Raw genomic sequence first — 17,632 nt, forward strand, 5'->3', positions numbered from 1 at the left:
TTTCTTCGCCCTTAAGCCAACCTGATCCTGCCCCGGCCCCGCCATGACCCTCAAGCAACTCGAAGCCTTTTACTGGGCCGCCACCTGCAAGAACTTTGCCATTGCCGCCAACCGGCTCAATATCTCGGTGTCGTCTTTGTCCAAGCGCATCGGTGAACTGGAAGCGTCCATCGGCGCCGATCTGTTCAGCCGCAGCGCCCGCAGCGCCACCTTGACGGCCTTGGGCGAACAGCTGGTTCCCCATGCCAAGGACCTGCTGCGCAACGCCGACCAGTTCATGCAGCAGGCCAGCAACAACCTGACCTATTCCGGCCGCTGCCGCTTTGGCGCGGGCGAGCTGACGTCGATGACGTGGATGCCCCGCTTGATCGACGACATCCAGCGCGCACATCCCAACCTGCTGGTCGAGCCCTATGTGGGCGTGGGTGAACTGGTTGAACGCGGCCTGGAAGAAGGCGACCTGGATTTCGCCGTGATCGCGGGGCCGTCTTCGCGCGCGGCGATTGCCTCGCACCTGATCGGCAGCGCGTCGTTCGAGTGGGTGGCCGCCCCGCGCGCGGTGCCGGACCCCACCGCGCTGACCGTGGCCGACCTGCCCGGGCTGACGCTGATTACGCAGCCGCAAAGCTCCGGCGTGATCCGCATGCTGGACGACTGGCTGACCGAGCAAGGCATCTCGCCCGGCCGCACCCAGTGCTGCAACAGCTGGGGCGCCATCGCGGGGATGCTGCGGCAGGGGCTGGGCCTGGGCTTTCTGCCCACGGCATGGGCGCGCATCATGATCCAACGCGGCGACCTGTACGGGCTGCCCGGCCTGCCGCCTCTACGCCCCCTGCCCTACACCTTCCAATGGCGGCGCGACGACACACGGCCCATGCTGGCCAACCTGCGTGCGCTGGCGCAGGACGCGCTGGACTTCGGCGCGCCCGCCGGGATGCTGTAGCGCGGCCTTGTGGCACAGCCACACCGCGACACCACTGTTTCGAAAAAGTCGCGCACGAATCAGCAAATTATTCGCTTTATCTCCGTTGTCCGCACGCGTAGAGTCGCCTCAAACGATGACCGCCCACCGGAGACCAGGTGCAATGCCGCATATCGGTACCCCCTCGCAAGACTTCCCCAAACGCCTGTGTCGCCTTGACCTGTGGCTGAACCCGATCTTCGACGAGATCGTCGGCGCCGAACCCGGCATAGCCTTATCGGTGCTGCCCGCGCACGGCGATGACGCCCGCACGCTGGCGGGCCTGCGCACGGCCCACGCCTACCATGTGTCGGCCGCCAAGGACGAACTGCCGCGCCAATGGTTCGTCAACGCGGAGCTGATTGCGCAATGCCCTGATCTGGTTTGCGTGTCGTCCGGCGGCGCCGGCTACGACACCGTGGACGTGCCCGCCTGCACGGCAGCGGGCATTGCCGTGGTGAACCAGGCGGGCGGCAACGCCGCTTCGGTGGCCGAGCATACCTATGCGCTGCTGCTGGCCGTGCAGCGCCGCGTGGTCGAATCGCACCAACGCCTGCGCCACGACACCGGATTCTCGCGCGAGGATCTGATGGGCCACGAAATTCACGGCACGGTGATCGGGCTGGTGGGTATCGGCCAGATCGGCTCGCGGGTGGCACGCATTGCGCAAGGATTCGGCATGCGCGTCATTGCGCATGACCCGCTGCTGGACGCCGACACCATCCGTGCACGCGGCGCGGAACCGGTGTCCTTGCCCGACCTGCTGGCCCAGGCCGACGTCGTGTCGCTGCACTGTCCGCTGGACGCGTCGACGCGCGGCATGATCGATGCGCGCGCCTTTGCCGCCATGAAGCCGGAGGCAGTGTTCGTATCCACCGCGCGTGGCGGCATCCACGACGAGGCCGCGCTGTACGACGCGCTGCGGGGCGGCCATCTGCGCGGCGCGGGCCTGGACGTCTGGCAGCAAGAGCCGCCCCCGCGCGATGCGCCGCTGCTGGCGCTGCCGAACGTGGTTCCCACCTTTCATACCGCGGGCGTCACGCATGAGGCCCGTCGCAATGTGGCGCGATCTTCCGCGCAGCAATTGACGACCATGCTGCGTGGCGAGCGTCCGCCGCAACTGGTCAACCCCGAGGTGTGGCCGGTAGCGGCCGCGCGGATTGCCGCCTTGCAGTCGTAGCACCCCGCCGTGCGCGCCTATGAACAACACCGTGCGCGGCGTTGAAAAACACAGTGCGGCATCAAGCCGCCGACCCACCCCAAGAGGAGACACCATGCAATATCCCCACAACAAGCGCCGCACCTTGCGCGCGCTGGCGGCGTCCATCGCCCTGCTGTCCGGCGCCACCTTGTACTCGGCCGGCGCACAAGCGGCCGGCTACCCCGAACACCCCATCAACCTGATCGTGTCGTACGGCCCCGGCGGCGGCACCGACCTGGTGGCGCGCATGATGGCGCCGTTCCTGCAAAAGTACCTGGGCAACGATGCGCGCATCGTGGTGCTGAACCGCCCCGGCGCGGGCGGCGCCATCGGCTTTACCGAACTGGCCCGCGCGCAACCGGACGGCTACACCATCGGCTTTATCAACACGCCGAACCTGCTGACCATCCCCATTGAACGCAAGTCCGGCTTCACGTGGCAAAGCTATGACCTGTTGGGCAATTTGATCGATGATCCGGGCGCCTTTACCGTGCGCAACGATAACGAGCTGAAAACGTTGGCGGACCTGTTGGCCTACGCCAAGAAAAACCCGGGCAAGGTCACCGTGGGCACGACGGGCACGGGGTCCGACGACCACCTGGCCATGCTGCGCTTTGAGCGAGCGTCGGGCACGAAGCTAAGCCACATTCCGTACAAGGGCGCGGGTGAAGTGCGTGGCGCGTTGGCCAGTGGCGAAATCACGATCGGCGCCATCAACGTGGGCGAAGCCTTGCAGTATCAGAAAGGCGGCACGCCGCTGCGGTTCCTGGGGCAGATGGGCAAGACGCGATCCGCCGCGCTGCCCGACGTGCCGACTTTCAAGGAACAGGGCTATGACTTTGAACTGGCGTCGCTGCGCGGCCTGGCGGCCCCGAAGGGCTTGCCGCCCGAGGTGCGCGAGAAGCTGACGGACGCCGTCAAGCGCACGGTCGATGATCCGGCGTTCCAGGCCAAGGCGAAAGAAATGTTCGCCCCCTTGCGCTACCTGCCGCCCGCCGACTATGCCGGCGAATTGACGAACGGCGAGGCGGAATTCCAGAAGCTGTGGAAGGAAGCGCCGTGGCTGGATAAGTGATGTCTGACTCGGGCCCGCCTGCTTACTTCGGCTTCACGTCTTCGCCCGGGTAGCCGTCGATGTAGGCGCGTCCCGAGCAGCGCAGCATTGCCACGCAGGCCGGTGCGCCGGTCTTGGCCGAGCACTCCTTGCGCGCTTGCTCGCGCGCGGCAACGGGGTCGGGGTTCAGCGCCGTGAAGCGCGTGCCACGCCCTTCGCTGCCCTTCACCCAGGCCATGCCGACGCAGGTGTCCTTATAGGTCAGCACCTTGCGGCAGTCCTTGCATTCTTCCCACTTGAGCAGCGTCGAGACCGCGTCGTCTTCTTTCGGGTAGCCGTCCGAATAGACCAGGCCGCCGTCGGCGCCTTCGGCCACGGCGCCCCAGTATTGGCGGTCATTGACCTTGGCCGACAACGCTTCCACATCGGCGGGCTTGGCGCGCTTGGCGCCTTGCAGGTCGGCGGCGCTGTAGCCGGGGCCCACGCAGTACGGCAGCGACACCAGGCGGCACTTGCCGTCGGGGCTGCCTGCCGTGCAGCGGCGCATGGCTTTCTTGGCGGCCAGTTCGGACGACACGCTGTTGCCCGGAAACAGGTCCTGGCGCGAGTTGCGCGCATAGGCCAGGCAGCTGTCCGAAAACCAGTTCAACTTCTTGCAGTCCTTGCCGCCCTGGCGCCGGCACTCGGCCAGCGACGAGGCCTCGGCGTCTTTTTGCGACGCCTCGGGCATGGTCCAGTACGTTTTGTCGTGATTGCCATCGGTGGCGACGCCGCCAAACTGCTTGTCGGCGTACGCGGGGCTTGCAGCCAAACCGGCCAGCAAGGCGATAGCGGCGAATGCAGCGCGGATCAGGGGGTGAAAGCGGGCAGGCATCATCGTCATGGTCAATGAAAGAGAGGAATGCGGAAGCGAAGCGGGGACGATGTTAGCAAGAAGCGCGCGGGCTCCGTCCCCCTGATTTGCCGCCTTCCAGGCATATTGAGTAACAAATTTCACATACCGTGATGAGATTGCTGGCCCCGTTTTCCGGTAAAAATGTCGGACTTTTCTTACGTGTATCGATGCTTGGCACGGCGTCGTCGGCTTGATGCCCTGCCCGCATCAACCGGCCGCCTGTCACGAAGAGAAACAATCAGACTGCGTTATCCCCCGACTCCCCGCCGGCATCACAGGCCGACCGGACCCTTTGCCACGGAACACCGACCGCCCACCATGACGTCGCCCTTGCATTGTTCGACCCGCCGCAAAACGCTGCTGTTGCCGGCCACCCTGATTGCCGCCGCCCTGGGCTTGTCGGGCTGCGCGCCCATGCCTGACGGCGGTAGCTCGGGCTTGCCGTCCCTGGGCAATGTGTTCAAGTCGGGCCTGTCGTTCTCGCCCAGCGTGAACGTGGCCAAGAACATGGAGGGCCGGTCCATCAATGACGCCATCGCTGCCCTGGGCGAGCCGTCTAAAAAGCGCGCTGTAGGCAACACGATGGAACTGGAATGGTCCGACTACCAGGCCGCGCCCTACACGGAGCGGGTCACCACGGGGACCAGCCAGCAAGTAGTAGGGATGATCCCGGCCACCAACACCTCCGCCGCCACGCCTGTTTTTCAAACCAACAGCACGGGACACTATCAAAACCGCACCCGCGTGTATGAATGCACTGTGCTGATGCGCATGGAAAACAGCATCATTACCAGCACCAGCGTGGACGGCAACGTGTGCCCGGAATTCATCGCGGCGTTGCGCAAATGGTCGGGTGAAGCCGAAGCCAACAACTACGTGGTGAAGTAACCCACAAGCGTCGCACGCGCCTCGCGCCGCCCGGCCGCCCGCGCCGACCGCCCCGCAACAACGCCCCCCCGCTGCCCCGCCCGCGCCATACCCAAATTTGAGTATGGCGCCTGTTTTTTCCCCCGATTAGATTGGCCCGATGTGCCCGCCGCCGCGTCCGTTGCAGCGCAGCAGGCCAGTATGCCCGCGTTTGTACGAAGCAAGATCATCGAGTGGCCCCTTCGAGGAGAAGACCATGGACTGGTTCGTTTCTACGCTTAAGGCTTATCCGGAAATCGCTATATTCCTGGCACTGGGAATCGGTTATTGGATCGGGGGAAAGAGCTTCAAGGGATTCAGCCTTGGGGCAGTGACCGCGACCTTGCTGGTCGCCATCGTCATCGGCATCCTGGGTGTGAAGATCTCGCCCAACGTCAAATCCGTGTTCTTCCTGATGTTCCTGTTCGCGGTCGGCTACGGGGTTGGCCCGCAGTTTGTGCGGGGGATCGCCAAGGACGGGCTGCCGCAGGCGATCTTTGCCGTGGTCATGGCGCTGCTTTCCCTAGGCGCCGCGGCCGTCGCCGCGATCATTGCCGGGTATGACCTGGGCTCAGCGGCCGGCTTGCTGGCCGGCTCGCAAACCATCTCGGCATCGATGGGGCTGGCCACCGACGCAATCAACCGCCTGGGCCGGTCGCCGGAAGAAACCCAGGCCTTGCTGGACGCCATGCCCATCGCCTACGCGGTGACCTACATTTTCGGCACGGTGGGCTCGGCCATCATCCTGGCGCAGATCGGCCCGAAGCTGTTGGGCATCGATCTGGTGGCGGCCTGTAAGGAATACGAAAAAATGCTGGGCGCGGGCGAGGCCGCGCAAGGCGCCACCGAATGGCATGAATTCGAGATGCGGGCCTATTCCGTGGCGCCCGAAAGCCCATTCATCGGCAAATCAGTCGGCGAACTTGAGGCCGGCACCCGGGAAGGCGTGCGCGCGTTCATCGAGCGCATACGGCGTGACGGCGACATCATGGAAGTGGACCAGGCCACGCTTATCCAGGCGGGCGACGTGGTGGTCATCGGCGGCAAGCGCGATCAGATGATTCTGCGGCTGGGCCCCAGCGGGCGCGAAGTCGAAGACCCCGAGCTGCTCAACATCAAGACCGAAGGCGTGGATATTTACGTCTCGAACAAAAAGGTAGATGGCAAACGGCTGGAGGAATTGGCCCGGTGGCCGGGCGCGCGCGGCGTGTTTCTTAAAAAGATCCGGCGCGGCCCCACCGAAACGCAGATTCCCGTGTTGCCCAAAACGCAGCTCTACCGGGGCGACGTCATCACCGTGGTCGGGCGCACGCAAGACATCAATATCACCGCCAAGGAATTGGGCTATGTGGATCGGCCCACGACAGTGACCGATGTGGCGTTCGTATCGCTGGCCATTACCGCTGGCGCGCTGATCGGCGCGATCGTGATCAATGTGGGCGGCATCCCGCTGACGCTGTCCACGGCGGGTGGGGCGTTGATCGCGGGCATTGTGTTCGGCTGGTTTCGCGCCATTCATCCCACCTTTGGACGCATCCCCGAGCCCACGCTGTGGTTCATGAATTCGGTGGGGCTGAACGTGTTCATTGCCGTGGTCGGCATATCCGCCGGGCCGGGTTTTGTGGCGGGCCTGCAGAAACTGGGCATCAGCCTGTTCCTGTGGGGCATTTTCGCCACGGCCGTGCCGCTGGTCGTCGGCATGTTGTTGGCCAAATTTGTGTTTCGCTTTCATCCGGCGCTGATCCTGGGCATCTGCGCCGGCGCGCGTACCACCACCGCCGCGCTCGGCATGGTGTGCGAAGCCGCAAAAAGCCAAGTCCCGGGGCTGGGCTATACGGTCACCTACGCGGTCGGCAACACCTTGCTGACCATCTGGGGAATGATCGTGATCATGCTGCTTTCCTGAGAAAGCCGCCCATCCAGACGCCCGCCTCTATCTCCGTCTTCTTTCGTTTTCTCCGTATTTGCGGGGCGCTTTGCGCCTTGCAACGCCAGGGGTACACCATGATGAACCGTCAAACCAACGGCAGCGATCTGGACCATCTGTTTTCGAATTCGGCCGCGCGCATGGATCGGTGGCGCGACATGAACGCCAAGGCGCAGGCCTGGGCGGCGCAAGCGCGTGGCGGCAACGGGCGCAGCGCGGCCACCGCCGTGCAAGAGGCCCTGGCCGCGCTGCGCCCGATGGAAACCTATTTTGCCTATCCCGGCGCGCAGCTGCTGCGTGCGCTGGACGAGCGCCTGGCCGAGGGCGACGCCATGGGCGCGGCGCGCCTCATACTGCGCATGAGCAATGCGATGCTGTCGGGCAGCTACCGCTACGACGCCGGCGAATGGAACGTGGCCGAGGACGCCTCGTACGACGCGCCCGACCGCCTGCCCGCGGGCTTGGGCGAGAACGGCGGGCGTCAACCCTATTTCGAAACCCTGTTCGTCACGCCGATGTCGGCATCGCGCACGGCAGCCATTTGCCAGGAGATCCGTCAGTTCCGTCGACCCGACGATGGTTTGATCTATGAGCCCGTTTTAGTCGGCAGCGTGGAAGACGCCCTGCTTGCCACGATCATGAACGGCAAGATCGAAGCCGTGGTGATCTACGAGGGAGTGCCTTTTGCCTCCACCCACGAGGCCCCGCTGCTGCGCGATTTTCTGTCGGCCTACCAGCATCTGGATACGCAGCCGGACGACACGCGGCAAGCGGGCGTCAAGCTGGCCCGCTTCATCGCCAACATCCGGCCCGAGCTGGATATCTACCTGCTGACGGATCGCAAGGTCGAGCAACTGGCCGGCGACCCGGCCGCCGACTGCATACGCCGGGTGTTCTATGAGGCCGAAGAGCCCATGGAAGTGCACCTGAACATTCTGGAAGGCGTGCGAGACCGCCAGGCCACCCCGCATTTCGACAACCTGAAACGCTATGCGAACCGCCCCATCAGCACCTTCCACGCCCTGCCCATCGCGCGCGGCAAGTCCATCATCAAATCCAACTGGATCCGCGACTTTGGCGAGTTTTACGGGCTGAACCTGTTCCTGGCCGAGACCTCCGCGACCACCGGCGGATTGGACAGCATGCTTGAGCCCACGGGCAACATCAAGGTGGCGCAGGAGAAGTTCGCGCGCGCCGTGGGCGCCGACCACGTCTACTTCGTGACCAACGGCACGTCGACCTCCAACAAGATGGTTTATCAGGCGGTGACCAAGCCGGGCGACATCGTCATCGTGGACCGCAACTGCCACAAGTCGCACCACTACGGCATGGTGCTGTCCGGCGCGCAACCGCTGTACGTCGAAGCCTTTCCCATGACGGAATATTCGATGTACGGGGCGGTGCCGCTACGCACCATCAAACAGGCCTTGCTGGACCTGAAGGCCGAAGGGCGGCTGGACAAAGTCGCCATGGTGACGCTGACCAATTGCACGTTCGACGGGCACATCTACAACACGCGCCGGGTCATGGCCGAATGCCTGGCCATCAAGCCGGACCTGATCTTTTTGTGGGACGAAGCCTGGTTCGGCTTTGCCCGGTGGTCGCCCTTTCTGCGCCCGCGCACGGCCATGGGCGCGGCGGCCGCCTTGCAACAATGGCGCGACGACCCGGCCGCCACGGCCGCCTGGCAGGCGCAGGTGCGAGAGCTGGGCGACGAGCTGGACCCGAAGGACCCGCGCCTGCTGGAGCGTGAGCTGGTGCCTAACCCCGAAACCATGCGGATACGCGTGTACGAAACGGATTCGGTACACAAATCGATGTCCAGCCTGCGGCAAGGGTCCATCGTGGCGGTTCGCGACGAAGACTACGAACATCACATTTCCGCGTTTCACGAAGCCGTGTTCATCCATGCCTCGACCTCGCCGAATGCGCAGATCATTGCGTCGCTGGACGTGGCCCGCCGCCAGATGGAGCTGGAAGGCTATGAACTGGTGATGCGCGCGATCGAAGTCGCGTTGGCCATCCGCCGCGAAGTCGCGAGCCACCCGCTGATTTCCCGATACTTCAGCGTGCTGGGCGCCGACAAAATGATTCCGGACGGATTCCGCGCATCCGGCTTTGTCGACTACCTGCAACCCGGGGCCAACTGGCTGACCGCCGTGAAAGCGCTGAAGGATGACGAGTTCTGCCTGGACCCGACCCGGCTCACGCTGGTGTGCGGCACGGCGGGGTTCGATGGCACGGCGTTCAAGAATCTGCTGGCGTCCAAATACAACATCCAATTGAACAAGACGTCGCGCAACAGCGTGCTGCTGCAAAGCAATATCAACAACACCCGCAGTGATGTCGCCGCGCTGATCAAGGTGCTGCTTGAAATTTCAGAGGCCGTCGACGCCCGCCTCAGCGCCGACAACGGTGCGGGCAGGCCGGAGTTCGACGCCAGGGTCAAAGCGCTGATGCATGATGTTCCCAGCTTGCCCAACTTCAGCCGCTTCCACGATGGCTATCGCGATAACCCCGCCAGCAGCACGGCGGAAGGCGACATGCGCACCGCGTTTTTTGCTGCGTACGACGAAGCGGAATGCGAGTACCTGCCCTTGACCAGCCCCACCCTGGACGACCGGCTGGCCAATGGCCCGGAGCTGGTATCCGCGAACTTCGTCATCCCGTATCCGCCGGGGTTTCCCATCATGGTGCCCGGCCAGGTCATCGATTCAGACACCATCGAATTCATGCGCAAGCTGGATGTGAAGGAGATCCACGGCTATCACGCGGCGCGGGGTATCAAACTGATCCGCCTGTCCGCCATCAAGCCGCGCACGGGAGGGGGCCAGCGTTAGGCCGTGACCGCGGCAGTCGCAACCGGGCGCTGCCTTGCGCCCGCTTGCGGCTTGGCGAACGGCCTCAGTTCGCCAGCTTGATGGCTCCGCTGTCCAGCAGCTTCTGCCACTTGGCGCTGTCGGTTGCAATGAACTGCTGCAAGTCCGCGCGCGAGCCGCCCGCCGCGATCATGCCCGCGTTCTCGACCGCGCTCTTGAACGCCGCGGACTGCACGGTTTGCTGCAAGGCGGCGTTCAACTGGTCCAGCACCGCCTTGTCGATCCCGGGCGACGCGGCCACCGAAAACCACTGGCTGGCTTCGTATCCCGCAAAGCCGGATTCCGCCACGGTGGGCACGTCGGGCAAGGCGTCGAGCCGGGCGCGCGTGGTCACGGCATAGGCCTTGAGCGTGCCGGCCTTGATCTGCGGCAATACCGGCGACGACCCCAGGATGGCCAGCGGAATCTGGCCGCCCGCCACATCCGACACGGCCTGCCCGCCCCCCTTGTACGGCACATGCACGATGTGCGTGCCCGCGGTTTGATTCAGCAATTCGCCCGCCAGATGTTGCGAGGTGCCGTTGCCGGAACTGCCGTAGCTCCAGTTTTCAGGATGCCGGCGCGCATCGGCCAGCACGTCGGCCAATCCGGGCAAGGCGTGCTGCGCCGGCCCGACGACCACCATCGGCCCCTGCGCCATCAACATCACGGGCGCCAGTTCCTTGCCGATGGCCGGCTGCGGCGTGGGATAGATCAGCGGGCCAGGCACGGTAATCAGATAGCCGTCGCCGGGCTTGCTTCGGGCCACCATCTGAAGCGCGATGGCGCCGGACGCGCCGGGTTTGTTCTCGACCACGACCGCAAGGCCCGTACGCTGCGCCAGGTCTTGCGCGGCCACCCGCGTCAGCACGTCGGCGGTGCCGCCGGGAACGAAGCCCACAATCCAGTTGATCTGTTTGCCCGGCCAGGGCAGCGTGGCTTGAGCGGAAGCGGCCCCGGACAAGGCCACGGCGCAGGCCAGGCCCGCCCCCGCGATGGCGCGACGAGTGTAGGCGCGACGAGTGAAGGCGCGACGACTGATGAATTTCATGACTTCCCCTTGTGCTTGGCGCCGTCTATCGCGGGCCGTTCATTCCCCGTCAGGCCGACCGGGGGTGGTGTTGGGGTGCTGCGCGCAAGACGCGTTGAAGGCTTGCACCATCTTGAGCATCGGGCCCAGCACCCAGGTATTGAAAATCAAGATATCGCTTTCTTCCTTGGGGTCTTGTTTCAGGTTGAACAGATACGGAGATTCCAGCTTGCCCTTGCCTTCGTTGACCTCGGGCTCCCAATAAAAGTGCAGCTTCCAGTCGCGCCATTTCACCGCGCGCAATTCGTTCTTGATGTAGAACAGAAAGCCTTGCCGCGCCGAGTCCGGGCGCGCGCCGGTGAAAAAGTCGATCTGGTCGATGCCGTCGATGGGCCGGTCGGTCGGCACGGTGGCCCCGCCGATGTGCGACAAGGTCGTGTACAGGTCCGTCACGTGCACGATCTCGTTCGACACTTGCCCCGGCTTGACCTTGCCCGGCCAGCGGATGATGAACGGCACGCGCAGGCTGCCTTCCATGGCGGTGTGATAGGTGCCGCTCCAGGGGCCGGCCGTGCCGCGATAGGGCCGACGATATTCCGGGCCGTTGTCGCTGCAAAAAATAAACACGGTGTTCTCGGCCAGGCCAAGCTGGTCGACCTCGTCCATGACCTGGCCCACGCGATGATCCATTTCCACCATGGAATCGGCGAAGTCGCCCGCGCCGGTACGCCCCGCGAAGTCCGGGTGCGGCAGCGTGGGAAAGTGCAGGTGCACCAGCGGCAGATACAAGAAGAAGGGGCGGCCAGCGTGTGCGTTGTCGCGCATGAAGGTCTGGGCGTGTTGCACCAGGTCCGCATCGATGCCACGACGGCTGTCCAGGTCATACAGCTTCACATTGCTGGACGGCTGCCCGGCCCGGCCTTCCATGATGTAGGGCAGCTCGGCCACGCTGGGATCGAAGCCGATGGATGACGTGAACTGGCTTTCGTCGGTGGTGCGCGGAATGCCGTACCAATGGTCAAAGCCGCGATCCGACGGGTAACGTCCCGGGATATCGCCCAAGTGCCATTTGCCGTAATGGGCGGTGGCGTAGCCTTGGCCGGACAGTTGTTGCGCCAGCGTGATTTCGTCGCGGGTCAGCCCTTGCGGCAGGCCGGGCGGCACCGATTGCAGGCAGCCGGTGCGGATCGGGTGGCGCCCGCTCATCAACGCCGAGCGCGTCGGCACGCAATCGCTTTCAACGTTGAAGTTGTGCAGCAGCAGCCCCTGGGTGGCCAGGCGGTCGATGTGGGGCGTGGGCGCGCCGCGCAATGCGCCGCCGCCGTAGCAACCCAGCTCGCCCCAGCCGAGGTTGTCGGCGACGATTAAGACGATGTTGGGGCGGTTCGGCATACGCGCGGCTCTCTATGGGTACGGGTCTGGGGTATGTCCGGATTCTAGGGTCGGGCGCCGCGCGTAATATTCCAAAAAGTGTGTTCTCGAATTCCTGGCGTTCATGAATCTATCCCTGCGCGACATCGAGTATTTCCTGGCTGCGGTCGAGCACGGCCACCTGGAACGCGCGGCGGCGGCGTGCGGCGTCAGCCAACCGGCGCTGTCCAAGTCGTTGCGGCGGCTAGAGGCCGACACCGGCCTGACCCTGATGCAGCGGCACGGCCGCGGCCTGGCGCTTAGCTCCGAAGGCACGGTTTTTTTGCAACACGCCAAGCGGCTGTGGGCCGAGTACCGCGACGCCGTGCGCCACGCCATGGAGCTGCGCGTGGGCGAAGCCGGCTTGCTGCGCATCGGCGCCACTGGCGCCACGGTGGACAGCGTGGTCATGCCTGTTCTCAAGCGCGTACTGCCGCGCCGGCCGGCGCTGCGCGTACAACTGGTGCAAGGCCTGTCGGACGATCTGAACGCGCAAGTGGAAAGCGGCAAGCTTGACCTTGCCGTGACCCCGATCTACGCCGACGGCCCGCCTACCCTGCACCACGAAATCATGGTTGAAGATCCGCTGTGCGTGGCGGCAGGCAGGCGCCATCCCCTGGCCGCGAAGGCCCGCGTCCCGCTGCGCGACCTGGCGGGCCAACGCTGGATCTTGCCGCGCCCGACGTCGGTCGCGCGGCAGATGCTGGACGCGCGTTTCGCGGAAGCCGGCTTGGCATTGCCGGCAGCGGCGTTGGAAGTGGAACATTTCTCCGAAGGCTCGCTGAAGATATTGGCCGACGCCGAGCTGCTGGCCGTGCTGCCGCAAAGCGCGCTGGCCGCAAGCGCCGACGTGGTGGCGTTGCCGGTGTCGCTGGGGCCACCGCTACGGCGCAGCATCGCCCTGATCTCCCGGCGCGGCACGACGTGGTCGCCGTTGATGGAAGAATTTCGCCAGGCGGTGCTGGCGGGGGCTTGAGGTCGCGGCCGCCAAGCGGATGGACGGCGATATCGCTACAATCGCCCCGCCCCTTCCTTCCTCGCCTTCGGCCGCCCCGGCCGCATCGCTTAGCTCCCCGCCTCGAGAATTTCATGTTTCGGCAGTTGTTGGCCCTAGTCCTTGGGCCGCTACTCGGTCTGTTCGTTGTCTGTATCGGCAACGCATTCATTTCCTCCCTGACCTCCCTGCGCCTGGACGCGGCCGGTGAATCGGCCACCGTCATCGGTCTGGTCTCGTCGTCGTACTTTATCGGGCTGACCTTGGGCGCGATCTTCAACGACCGCCTGATCGTGCGTATCGGCCACATCCGCGCCTACAGCAGCTTTGCGTCGCTGATTGCCGTCACCGTGTTGTTGCAGGGCCTGATCTACGGCCCCACCGCCTGGTTTGTGCTCCGCCTGATCAACGGCTGGGCCTGCGTGGGCGTGTTTTTGGTGGTGGAAAGCTGGTTGCTGCTGGCCGGCGACCCGAAGATGCGCGGCCGCCTGCTGGCGCTGTACATGATTGCGCTGTATGGCTCCGGCATGCTGGGGCAGGTGCAACTGGGCGCCATCACACAGCTGGGCGACATGGCGCCCTTCATGATCGCGGGCCTGCTGGCGTCCTTGTCCGTCATGCCGATGGTGATCATTCCGCGCATTTCGCCGTTGGTCGAACGCGTCGAACCGCTGATGCCGCAGCATCTGATCCGCATGACGCCCACCGGCGTGATGGGTTGCTTCGGCTCCGGCGTGGCGATTGCCGCCGTATACACGCTGCTGCCCCTGTACCTGCAACGCATCGGCCTGGACGTGGCCGATGTGGGCAAGATGATGGGCGCGGTAATCCTGGGCGCGATGGTGCTGCAATATCCCGTGGGCCGTTGGTCCGACCTGCGTGACCGCCAGGTGGTGCTGATCGCCCTGGCGGTGTTCTGCACCGTCCTGAGCCTGCTGATCCTGCTGCTGCCCGCCGGCTCGCCGCTGTTGATGGTGCTGCTGTTCTTGCTGGGCGGCGGCGTGTTCGCGATTTATCCGGTAGCCGTCAGCCACGCCGCCGACCGCGCGCCCGCCGACGCGCTGGTGCGCATGATCCAGGGCCTGCTGCTGATCAATTCGCTGGGCTCGGCCCTCAGCCCGCTTGCGATCTCACAAGTGATGGACAAGTTCGGCGCCGCCGGCCTGTTCTGGTGCTTTACCGCCCTGAACCTGGGCCTGCTGGCCTTCTTCGTGTGGCGACGCGGCGAACGCCCCGCCCCCGCCCCCGTCGCCCCCTTCGCCGCCGCCGCGCAGATGTCCCCGGCCGGCGTGGAAATGCGCGTCACCGAAGACCTGGTGCAAGGCGCGCTGGACCACGAAATGACCGAAGACCTGACCAACGTCGTCCCAGGCACCGACGCCGCCGAACCGGTGCTGTCCGCCACCCCCGACCCGTACGTCGCCCGATCCGGTGCGGATTAGCCGTCGCGCAGCCTGCCACTACCCAAATGTAACGGTGCCGTAATACCTGAAATATCGTGAAGCCCAGGGGCAAACACGCGCCCTTATACTCGCCAGCGCACGCGGTGGGGCATGGTGGTTTTCCGGCTTGCCGCGTGGGCATGCCGTCTGCCCTACCCGCCTTTGCATTCCAAGAAAACAAAAGGAAAGCGCGACCTTTATGACACCCTCTTCGAAGGCCAACCTGCCCGTTCGCAGCATCCTGGCAAGCTTGCTTGCCGCCGCCAGCGTGACCTTGGCGGCGTCGCCCGTCTTGGCCGCGAACGACGCGCCCGCCCCGATATCCGAAGCCGCCGCTGCCCGCGTAGCGCCGCCGGATGTGCCGTCCATGCTGTACGCCATCTACGACGTAGACGGCAAGGGCGAGACGACTTACGAAGTGGCCAACGGCAGTGTCGCCACGTATTGGTTCGGGCACGCCTTCGAATCCGAGGGTACGCATTACTACACCGGCTTTGCGTGGGACACGGCGGACCGCTACGGCAAGCCTGGCGAAGACGATGTGGGCCCGGGCACCCGGGTCAACCTGACCGAAGCGACCTTCGTGCTGACGGACCCGGCTTCTGAACGGCCCTGGAAGTTTCGCGGCATGGAGCCCACCATCGGCGAATTCGGCGCGTACGAACGCGGCGAAGACGTGGACACGCGCCGCAAGCCGCTGGAATTTCGCACGCCCGCCGGCAAGCTGCTGCTGGCCGTGCCCACCACCAATTTCGACAATGGCATCACCAGCACCGGCTACGCGCTGCTGGTCTTCAACCCCGAGCGGCTCAAGGAAGAAGTGGACGGCCACGTCTGGACCTACGTGGGCAGCCTGCTGACCGGCGAGGACAACAGCGCGGCCTGCGCCGACGGCGACGTCATGCCGTGCACGTCCAGCGAGGGCGAGCTGGTGTTTTCCAACGATGGCAAGCAGGACATGCCCACCGTGACCGTCAAACCCAGCGGCACCACGATTTCGGGGCCGAACAAGACGCGTCAGCTGGGCGCGGCCGACATCACGGCCTATGTCTTCGACCCGGCCAGCAAGGCGTACGTCGCGAAGTAAGGCAATGCCGCTGCCCCCAGCGGCAAGACAGCGGCAATACCGCTGCAATACAGCTGCAATACAGCTTTCGTACAGGTGCTATTAAGCCCGCCTGCCTACAATTTCCGCATGGAATTTATTCCGCTTTTCGGGTTGGATGTTCATGCGGTTGTTGCAGCAGGCTTTGGTTTCCCAGCATCGGGGCGGGATACGCATTGAGTCCCCGGATTTTCACCACGCAGGCATAGCGCTGCACGAGTTGACGCAGTTCCTGGCGCAGGCCGGCCTGCGTCAGGCAGCGAACTGTTCGGGTTTGACGGGCGCTTCGCCCGGCGCCCATGCCTGGTTGCAACACGCCTTTGCGCAGGCCTGCGCCCCGGACCATGACACCACGCAGTTCGCGCGGCAACTGGGCTTGCGCACCGAGACCCATGACGGCGACCTGGACTGCGAAATCCTGCTGGCCATGCTGGCCAGCCCGGTGGCGTTCACCTTTCCCGATGTAGCCGAATTGCAGTCGGCGGTGCGCATCCGCCGCTACATCGTGCAGGCCGCGCGCAAGACCGCGCTGGCCTTCGACACCGAACACGCCGAGCGCCCGGACGATTACTGGACCTACGACGAAGCGCGCGGCTTTACCGTGCTGCCCGGGCGGTCCTTGATCCACGGCCTGCAAAAGGCCACCCAGCCCGACGCGTCGGGCCAGCGGTACGCGTTTTCCTGCTATCGCGCCACCGAGTACGTGACGGTGCTGGGCATTGCGCAGGAACTTCAGCACGCCAACCCTGAACTTGGCCGCCGGCTTCAGCGCCAATGGGAAACGCGCGCCGTCATGTCGGGGCGCTTTCATGAGGCGTTCCTGCACGAGTACGGGTCGATGGACGCGCCGCTGCCGCAACGCTTCTATGTTCCCGGCGACCGCCTGTGGTTCCGCAACCCCGACGCGGCCTCGTCCGACGTGGAAGGCTTTGAAGGGTCCTGGGTGTTTTATCTGGGCAACGGGCTGTTCAACAATTTCTGGGAACGCGGCCGCCCCTACACCCTGACGTCCAAGTGCGTGGAGATTTTTCACTGGCGCCATGGCCTGTTCAGGGATGAAGCCGGCACCCCGCGCATGGACGAAGCGATCGTGCAGGCCCGGGTCCGGCAGACCCTGGCGGACCCCGCCGCCACCGCCGCCGTGTTGTCGCGCATGGCGCGCATCCGCGACCCGCAAGGGGTGTACGCCGAAGGCGGCTGCATTGATGCAACGCGTGAGCGAGTGCGGTGGGTGCGGCCGGGCCATAGCGACATCGCGCTGCCGGAATGCCCCGGCCCCGACACCTCCTGGGCCATCGCCGCCTGAAGCCCCTGGTCGGATGCAAACGGCGCGTGCAACAATCGCGCGATGAATGTATTCCTGCTCGGTTTTCCCGCCGTGATGACAGCGGCCATCCTCATTTATCGGGTCGCGCGCCGGCACCCGGCCGAACCCTATCGCCTGCTGGGATTGCGCGTGGTGACCGGTGGGCTGCTGTATGCCGCCATCGGGCCCCTGATCGGTCTGGCTGTCGTGCCGCTGGTCGTGAAAATTCCGGACAGCCTGCAAAACCTGGAAGGCGTGTGGGCGGCGTATCTATTGGGCGGCCTGCCCGCCCTGTGTTGCGGCATGACGGCGGGCGCGCTGAAGCGGTCCGCGCCCAGCTGGCCGGTGTTCGCGGCCGTATGCGGCGCCGGCGCGCTGTACGGCTTCGTGTTCATGTTGCAGCTTACCGGCGTGGACCGGCTGCGTTCGATCAGTGATTCCTTGCAGATTGGCGCCCTGCCCAGCCTGGTCGCGGCCATTGCGGGTTCCCTTCTTTTTCTTGGCGTACGCCCGAAAAAAGCACCGGCCACAAACTGAAAGTCT

Annotated in this window: 14 protein-coding genes; 11 read left to right on the top strand and 3 right to left on the bottom strand. The window is 65.0% G+C overall.

The window, feature by feature from the left end:
• Positions 1-43: 43 nt before the first annotated feature.
• From AC0Z35_RS22435 to AC0Z35_RS22445, 3 genes are all read left to right on the top strand, one after another.
• A complete protein-coding gene (locus tag AC0Z35_RS22435; RefSeq protein WP_485132986.1) occupies positions 44-943 on the top strand; it encodes a LysR family transcriptional regulator in 900 nt (299 codons plus the stop codon).
• 142 nt (positions 944-1,085) lie between these two features.
• Positions 1,086-2,141: a hydroxyacid dehydrogenase gene (locus AC0Z35_RS22440; protein ID WP_485132985.1), complete on the top strand. Its 1,056-nt coding sequence runs from the start codon at positions 1,086-1,088 to the stop codon at positions 2,139-2,141.
• 94 nt (positions 2,142-2,235) lie between these two features.
• A complete protein-coding gene (locus AC0Z35_RS22445; protein WP_046807942.1) occupies positions 2,236-3,237 on the top strand; it encodes a Bug family tripartite tricarboxylate transporter substrate binding protein in 1,002 nt (333 codons plus the stop codon).
• 22 nt (positions 3,238-3,259) lie between these two features.
• Here AC0Z35_RS22445 and AC0Z35_RS22450 read toward each other — a convergent pair whose 3' ends face one another.
• Positions 3,260-4,099 (bottom strand): DUF4189 domain-containing protein, encoded by an 840-nt coding sequence (locus AC0Z35_RS22450; RefSeq protein ID WP_255444815.1) that lies wholly within the window; start codon positions 4,097-4,099, stop codon positions 3,260-3,262.
• A gap of 330 nt (positions 4,100-4,429) precedes the next feature.
• Here AC0Z35_RS22450 and AC0Z35_RS22455 point away from each other — a divergent pair, with 330 nt between their 5' ends.
• The 3 genes from AC0Z35_RS22455 (at position 4,430) to AC0Z35_RS22465 (ending at position 9,784) form a co-directional block, all read left to right on the top strand.
• Positions 4,430-4,999: a hypothetical protein gene (locus tag AC0Z35_RS22455; RefSeq protein ID WP_485133318.1), complete on the top strand. Its 570-nt coding sequence runs from the start codon at positions 4,430-4,432 to the stop codon at positions 4,997-4,999.
• Positions 5,000-5,234: 235 nt separating this feature from the next.
• Entirely contained in the window at positions 5,235-6,923 is a 1,689-nt protein-coding gene (gene aspT, locus AC0Z35_RS22460; RefSeq protein WP_046807913.1) for an aspartate-alanine antiporter, read from the top strand.
• 98 nt (positions 6,924-7,021) lie between these two features.
• On the top strand, positions 7,022-9,784 hold the full coding sequence (locus AC0Z35_RS22465; RefSeq protein ID WP_485132984.1) for a decarboxylase: 2,763 nt from the start codon (positions 7,022-7,024) through the stop codon (positions 9,782-9,784).
• Positions 9,785-9,848: 64 nt separating this feature from the next.
• Here AC0Z35_RS22465 and AC0Z35_RS22470 read toward each other — a convergent pair whose 3' ends face one another.
• Together AC0Z35_RS22470 and AC0Z35_RS22475 are read right to left on the bottom strand one after the other, a co-directional pair.
• Complete coding sequence (locus AC0Z35_RS22470) at positions 9,849-10,853, bottom strand: Bug family tripartite tricarboxylate transporter substrate binding protein (RefSeq protein ID WP_485132983.1); 1,005 nt, start codon at positions 10,851-10,853, stop codon at positions 9,849-9,851.
• 39 nt (positions 10,854-10,892) lie between these two features.
• The gene (locus AC0Z35_RS22475) at positions 10,893-12,224 is read right to left on the bottom strand and encodes an arylsulfatase (protein WP_485132982.1); all 1,332 of its coding nucleotides are present in this window, start codon (positions 12,222-12,224) and stop codon (positions 10,893-10,895) included.
• A 103-nt stretch (positions 12,225-12,327) separates the two neighbouring features.
• Here AC0Z35_RS22475 and AC0Z35_RS22480 point away from each other — a divergent pair, with 103 nt between their 5' ends.
• The 5 genes from AC0Z35_RS22480 to AC0Z35_RS22500 all read left to right on the top strand — a co-directional run bounded on the left by AC0Z35_RS22480 (position 12,328) and on the right by AC0Z35_RS22500 (position 17,626).
• Positions 12,328-13,218 (top strand): LysR family transcriptional regulator, encoded by an 891-nt coding sequence (locus AC0Z35_RS22480; RefSeq protein ID WP_485132981.1) that lies wholly within the window; start codon positions 12,328-12,330, stop codon positions 13,216-13,218.
• A gap of 113 nt (positions 13,219-13,331) precedes the next feature.
• The gene (locus AC0Z35_RS22485) at positions 13,332-14,678 is read left to right on the top strand and encodes an MFS transporter (protein ID WP_485132980.1); all 1,347 of its coding nucleotides are present in this window, start codon (positions 13,332-13,334) and stop codon (positions 14,676-14,678) included.
• Positions 14,679-14,877: 199 nt separating this feature from the next.
• Positions 14,878-15,765 (top strand): hypothetical protein, encoded by an 888-nt coding sequence (locus AC0Z35_RS22490; protein WP_485132979.1) that lies wholly within the window; start codon positions 14,878-14,880, stop codon positions 15,763-15,765.
• Positions 15,766-15,901: 136 nt separating this feature from the next.
• Entirely contained in the window at positions 15,902-17,089 is a 1,188-nt protein-coding gene (locus AC0Z35_RS22495) for a hypothetical protein (RefSeq protein ID WP_485132978.1), read from the top strand.
• A 42-nt stretch (positions 17,090-17,131) separates the two neighbouring features.
• Entirely contained in the window at positions 17,132-17,626 is a 495-nt protein-coding gene (locus AC0Z35_RS22500; RefSeq protein WP_046806738.1) for a hypothetical protein, read from the top strand.
• Positions 17,627-17,632 lie beyond the last annotated feature (6 nt).

It is taken from the genome of Achromobacter sp. 1L-A-4-B-C2 (assembly GCF_057291955.1).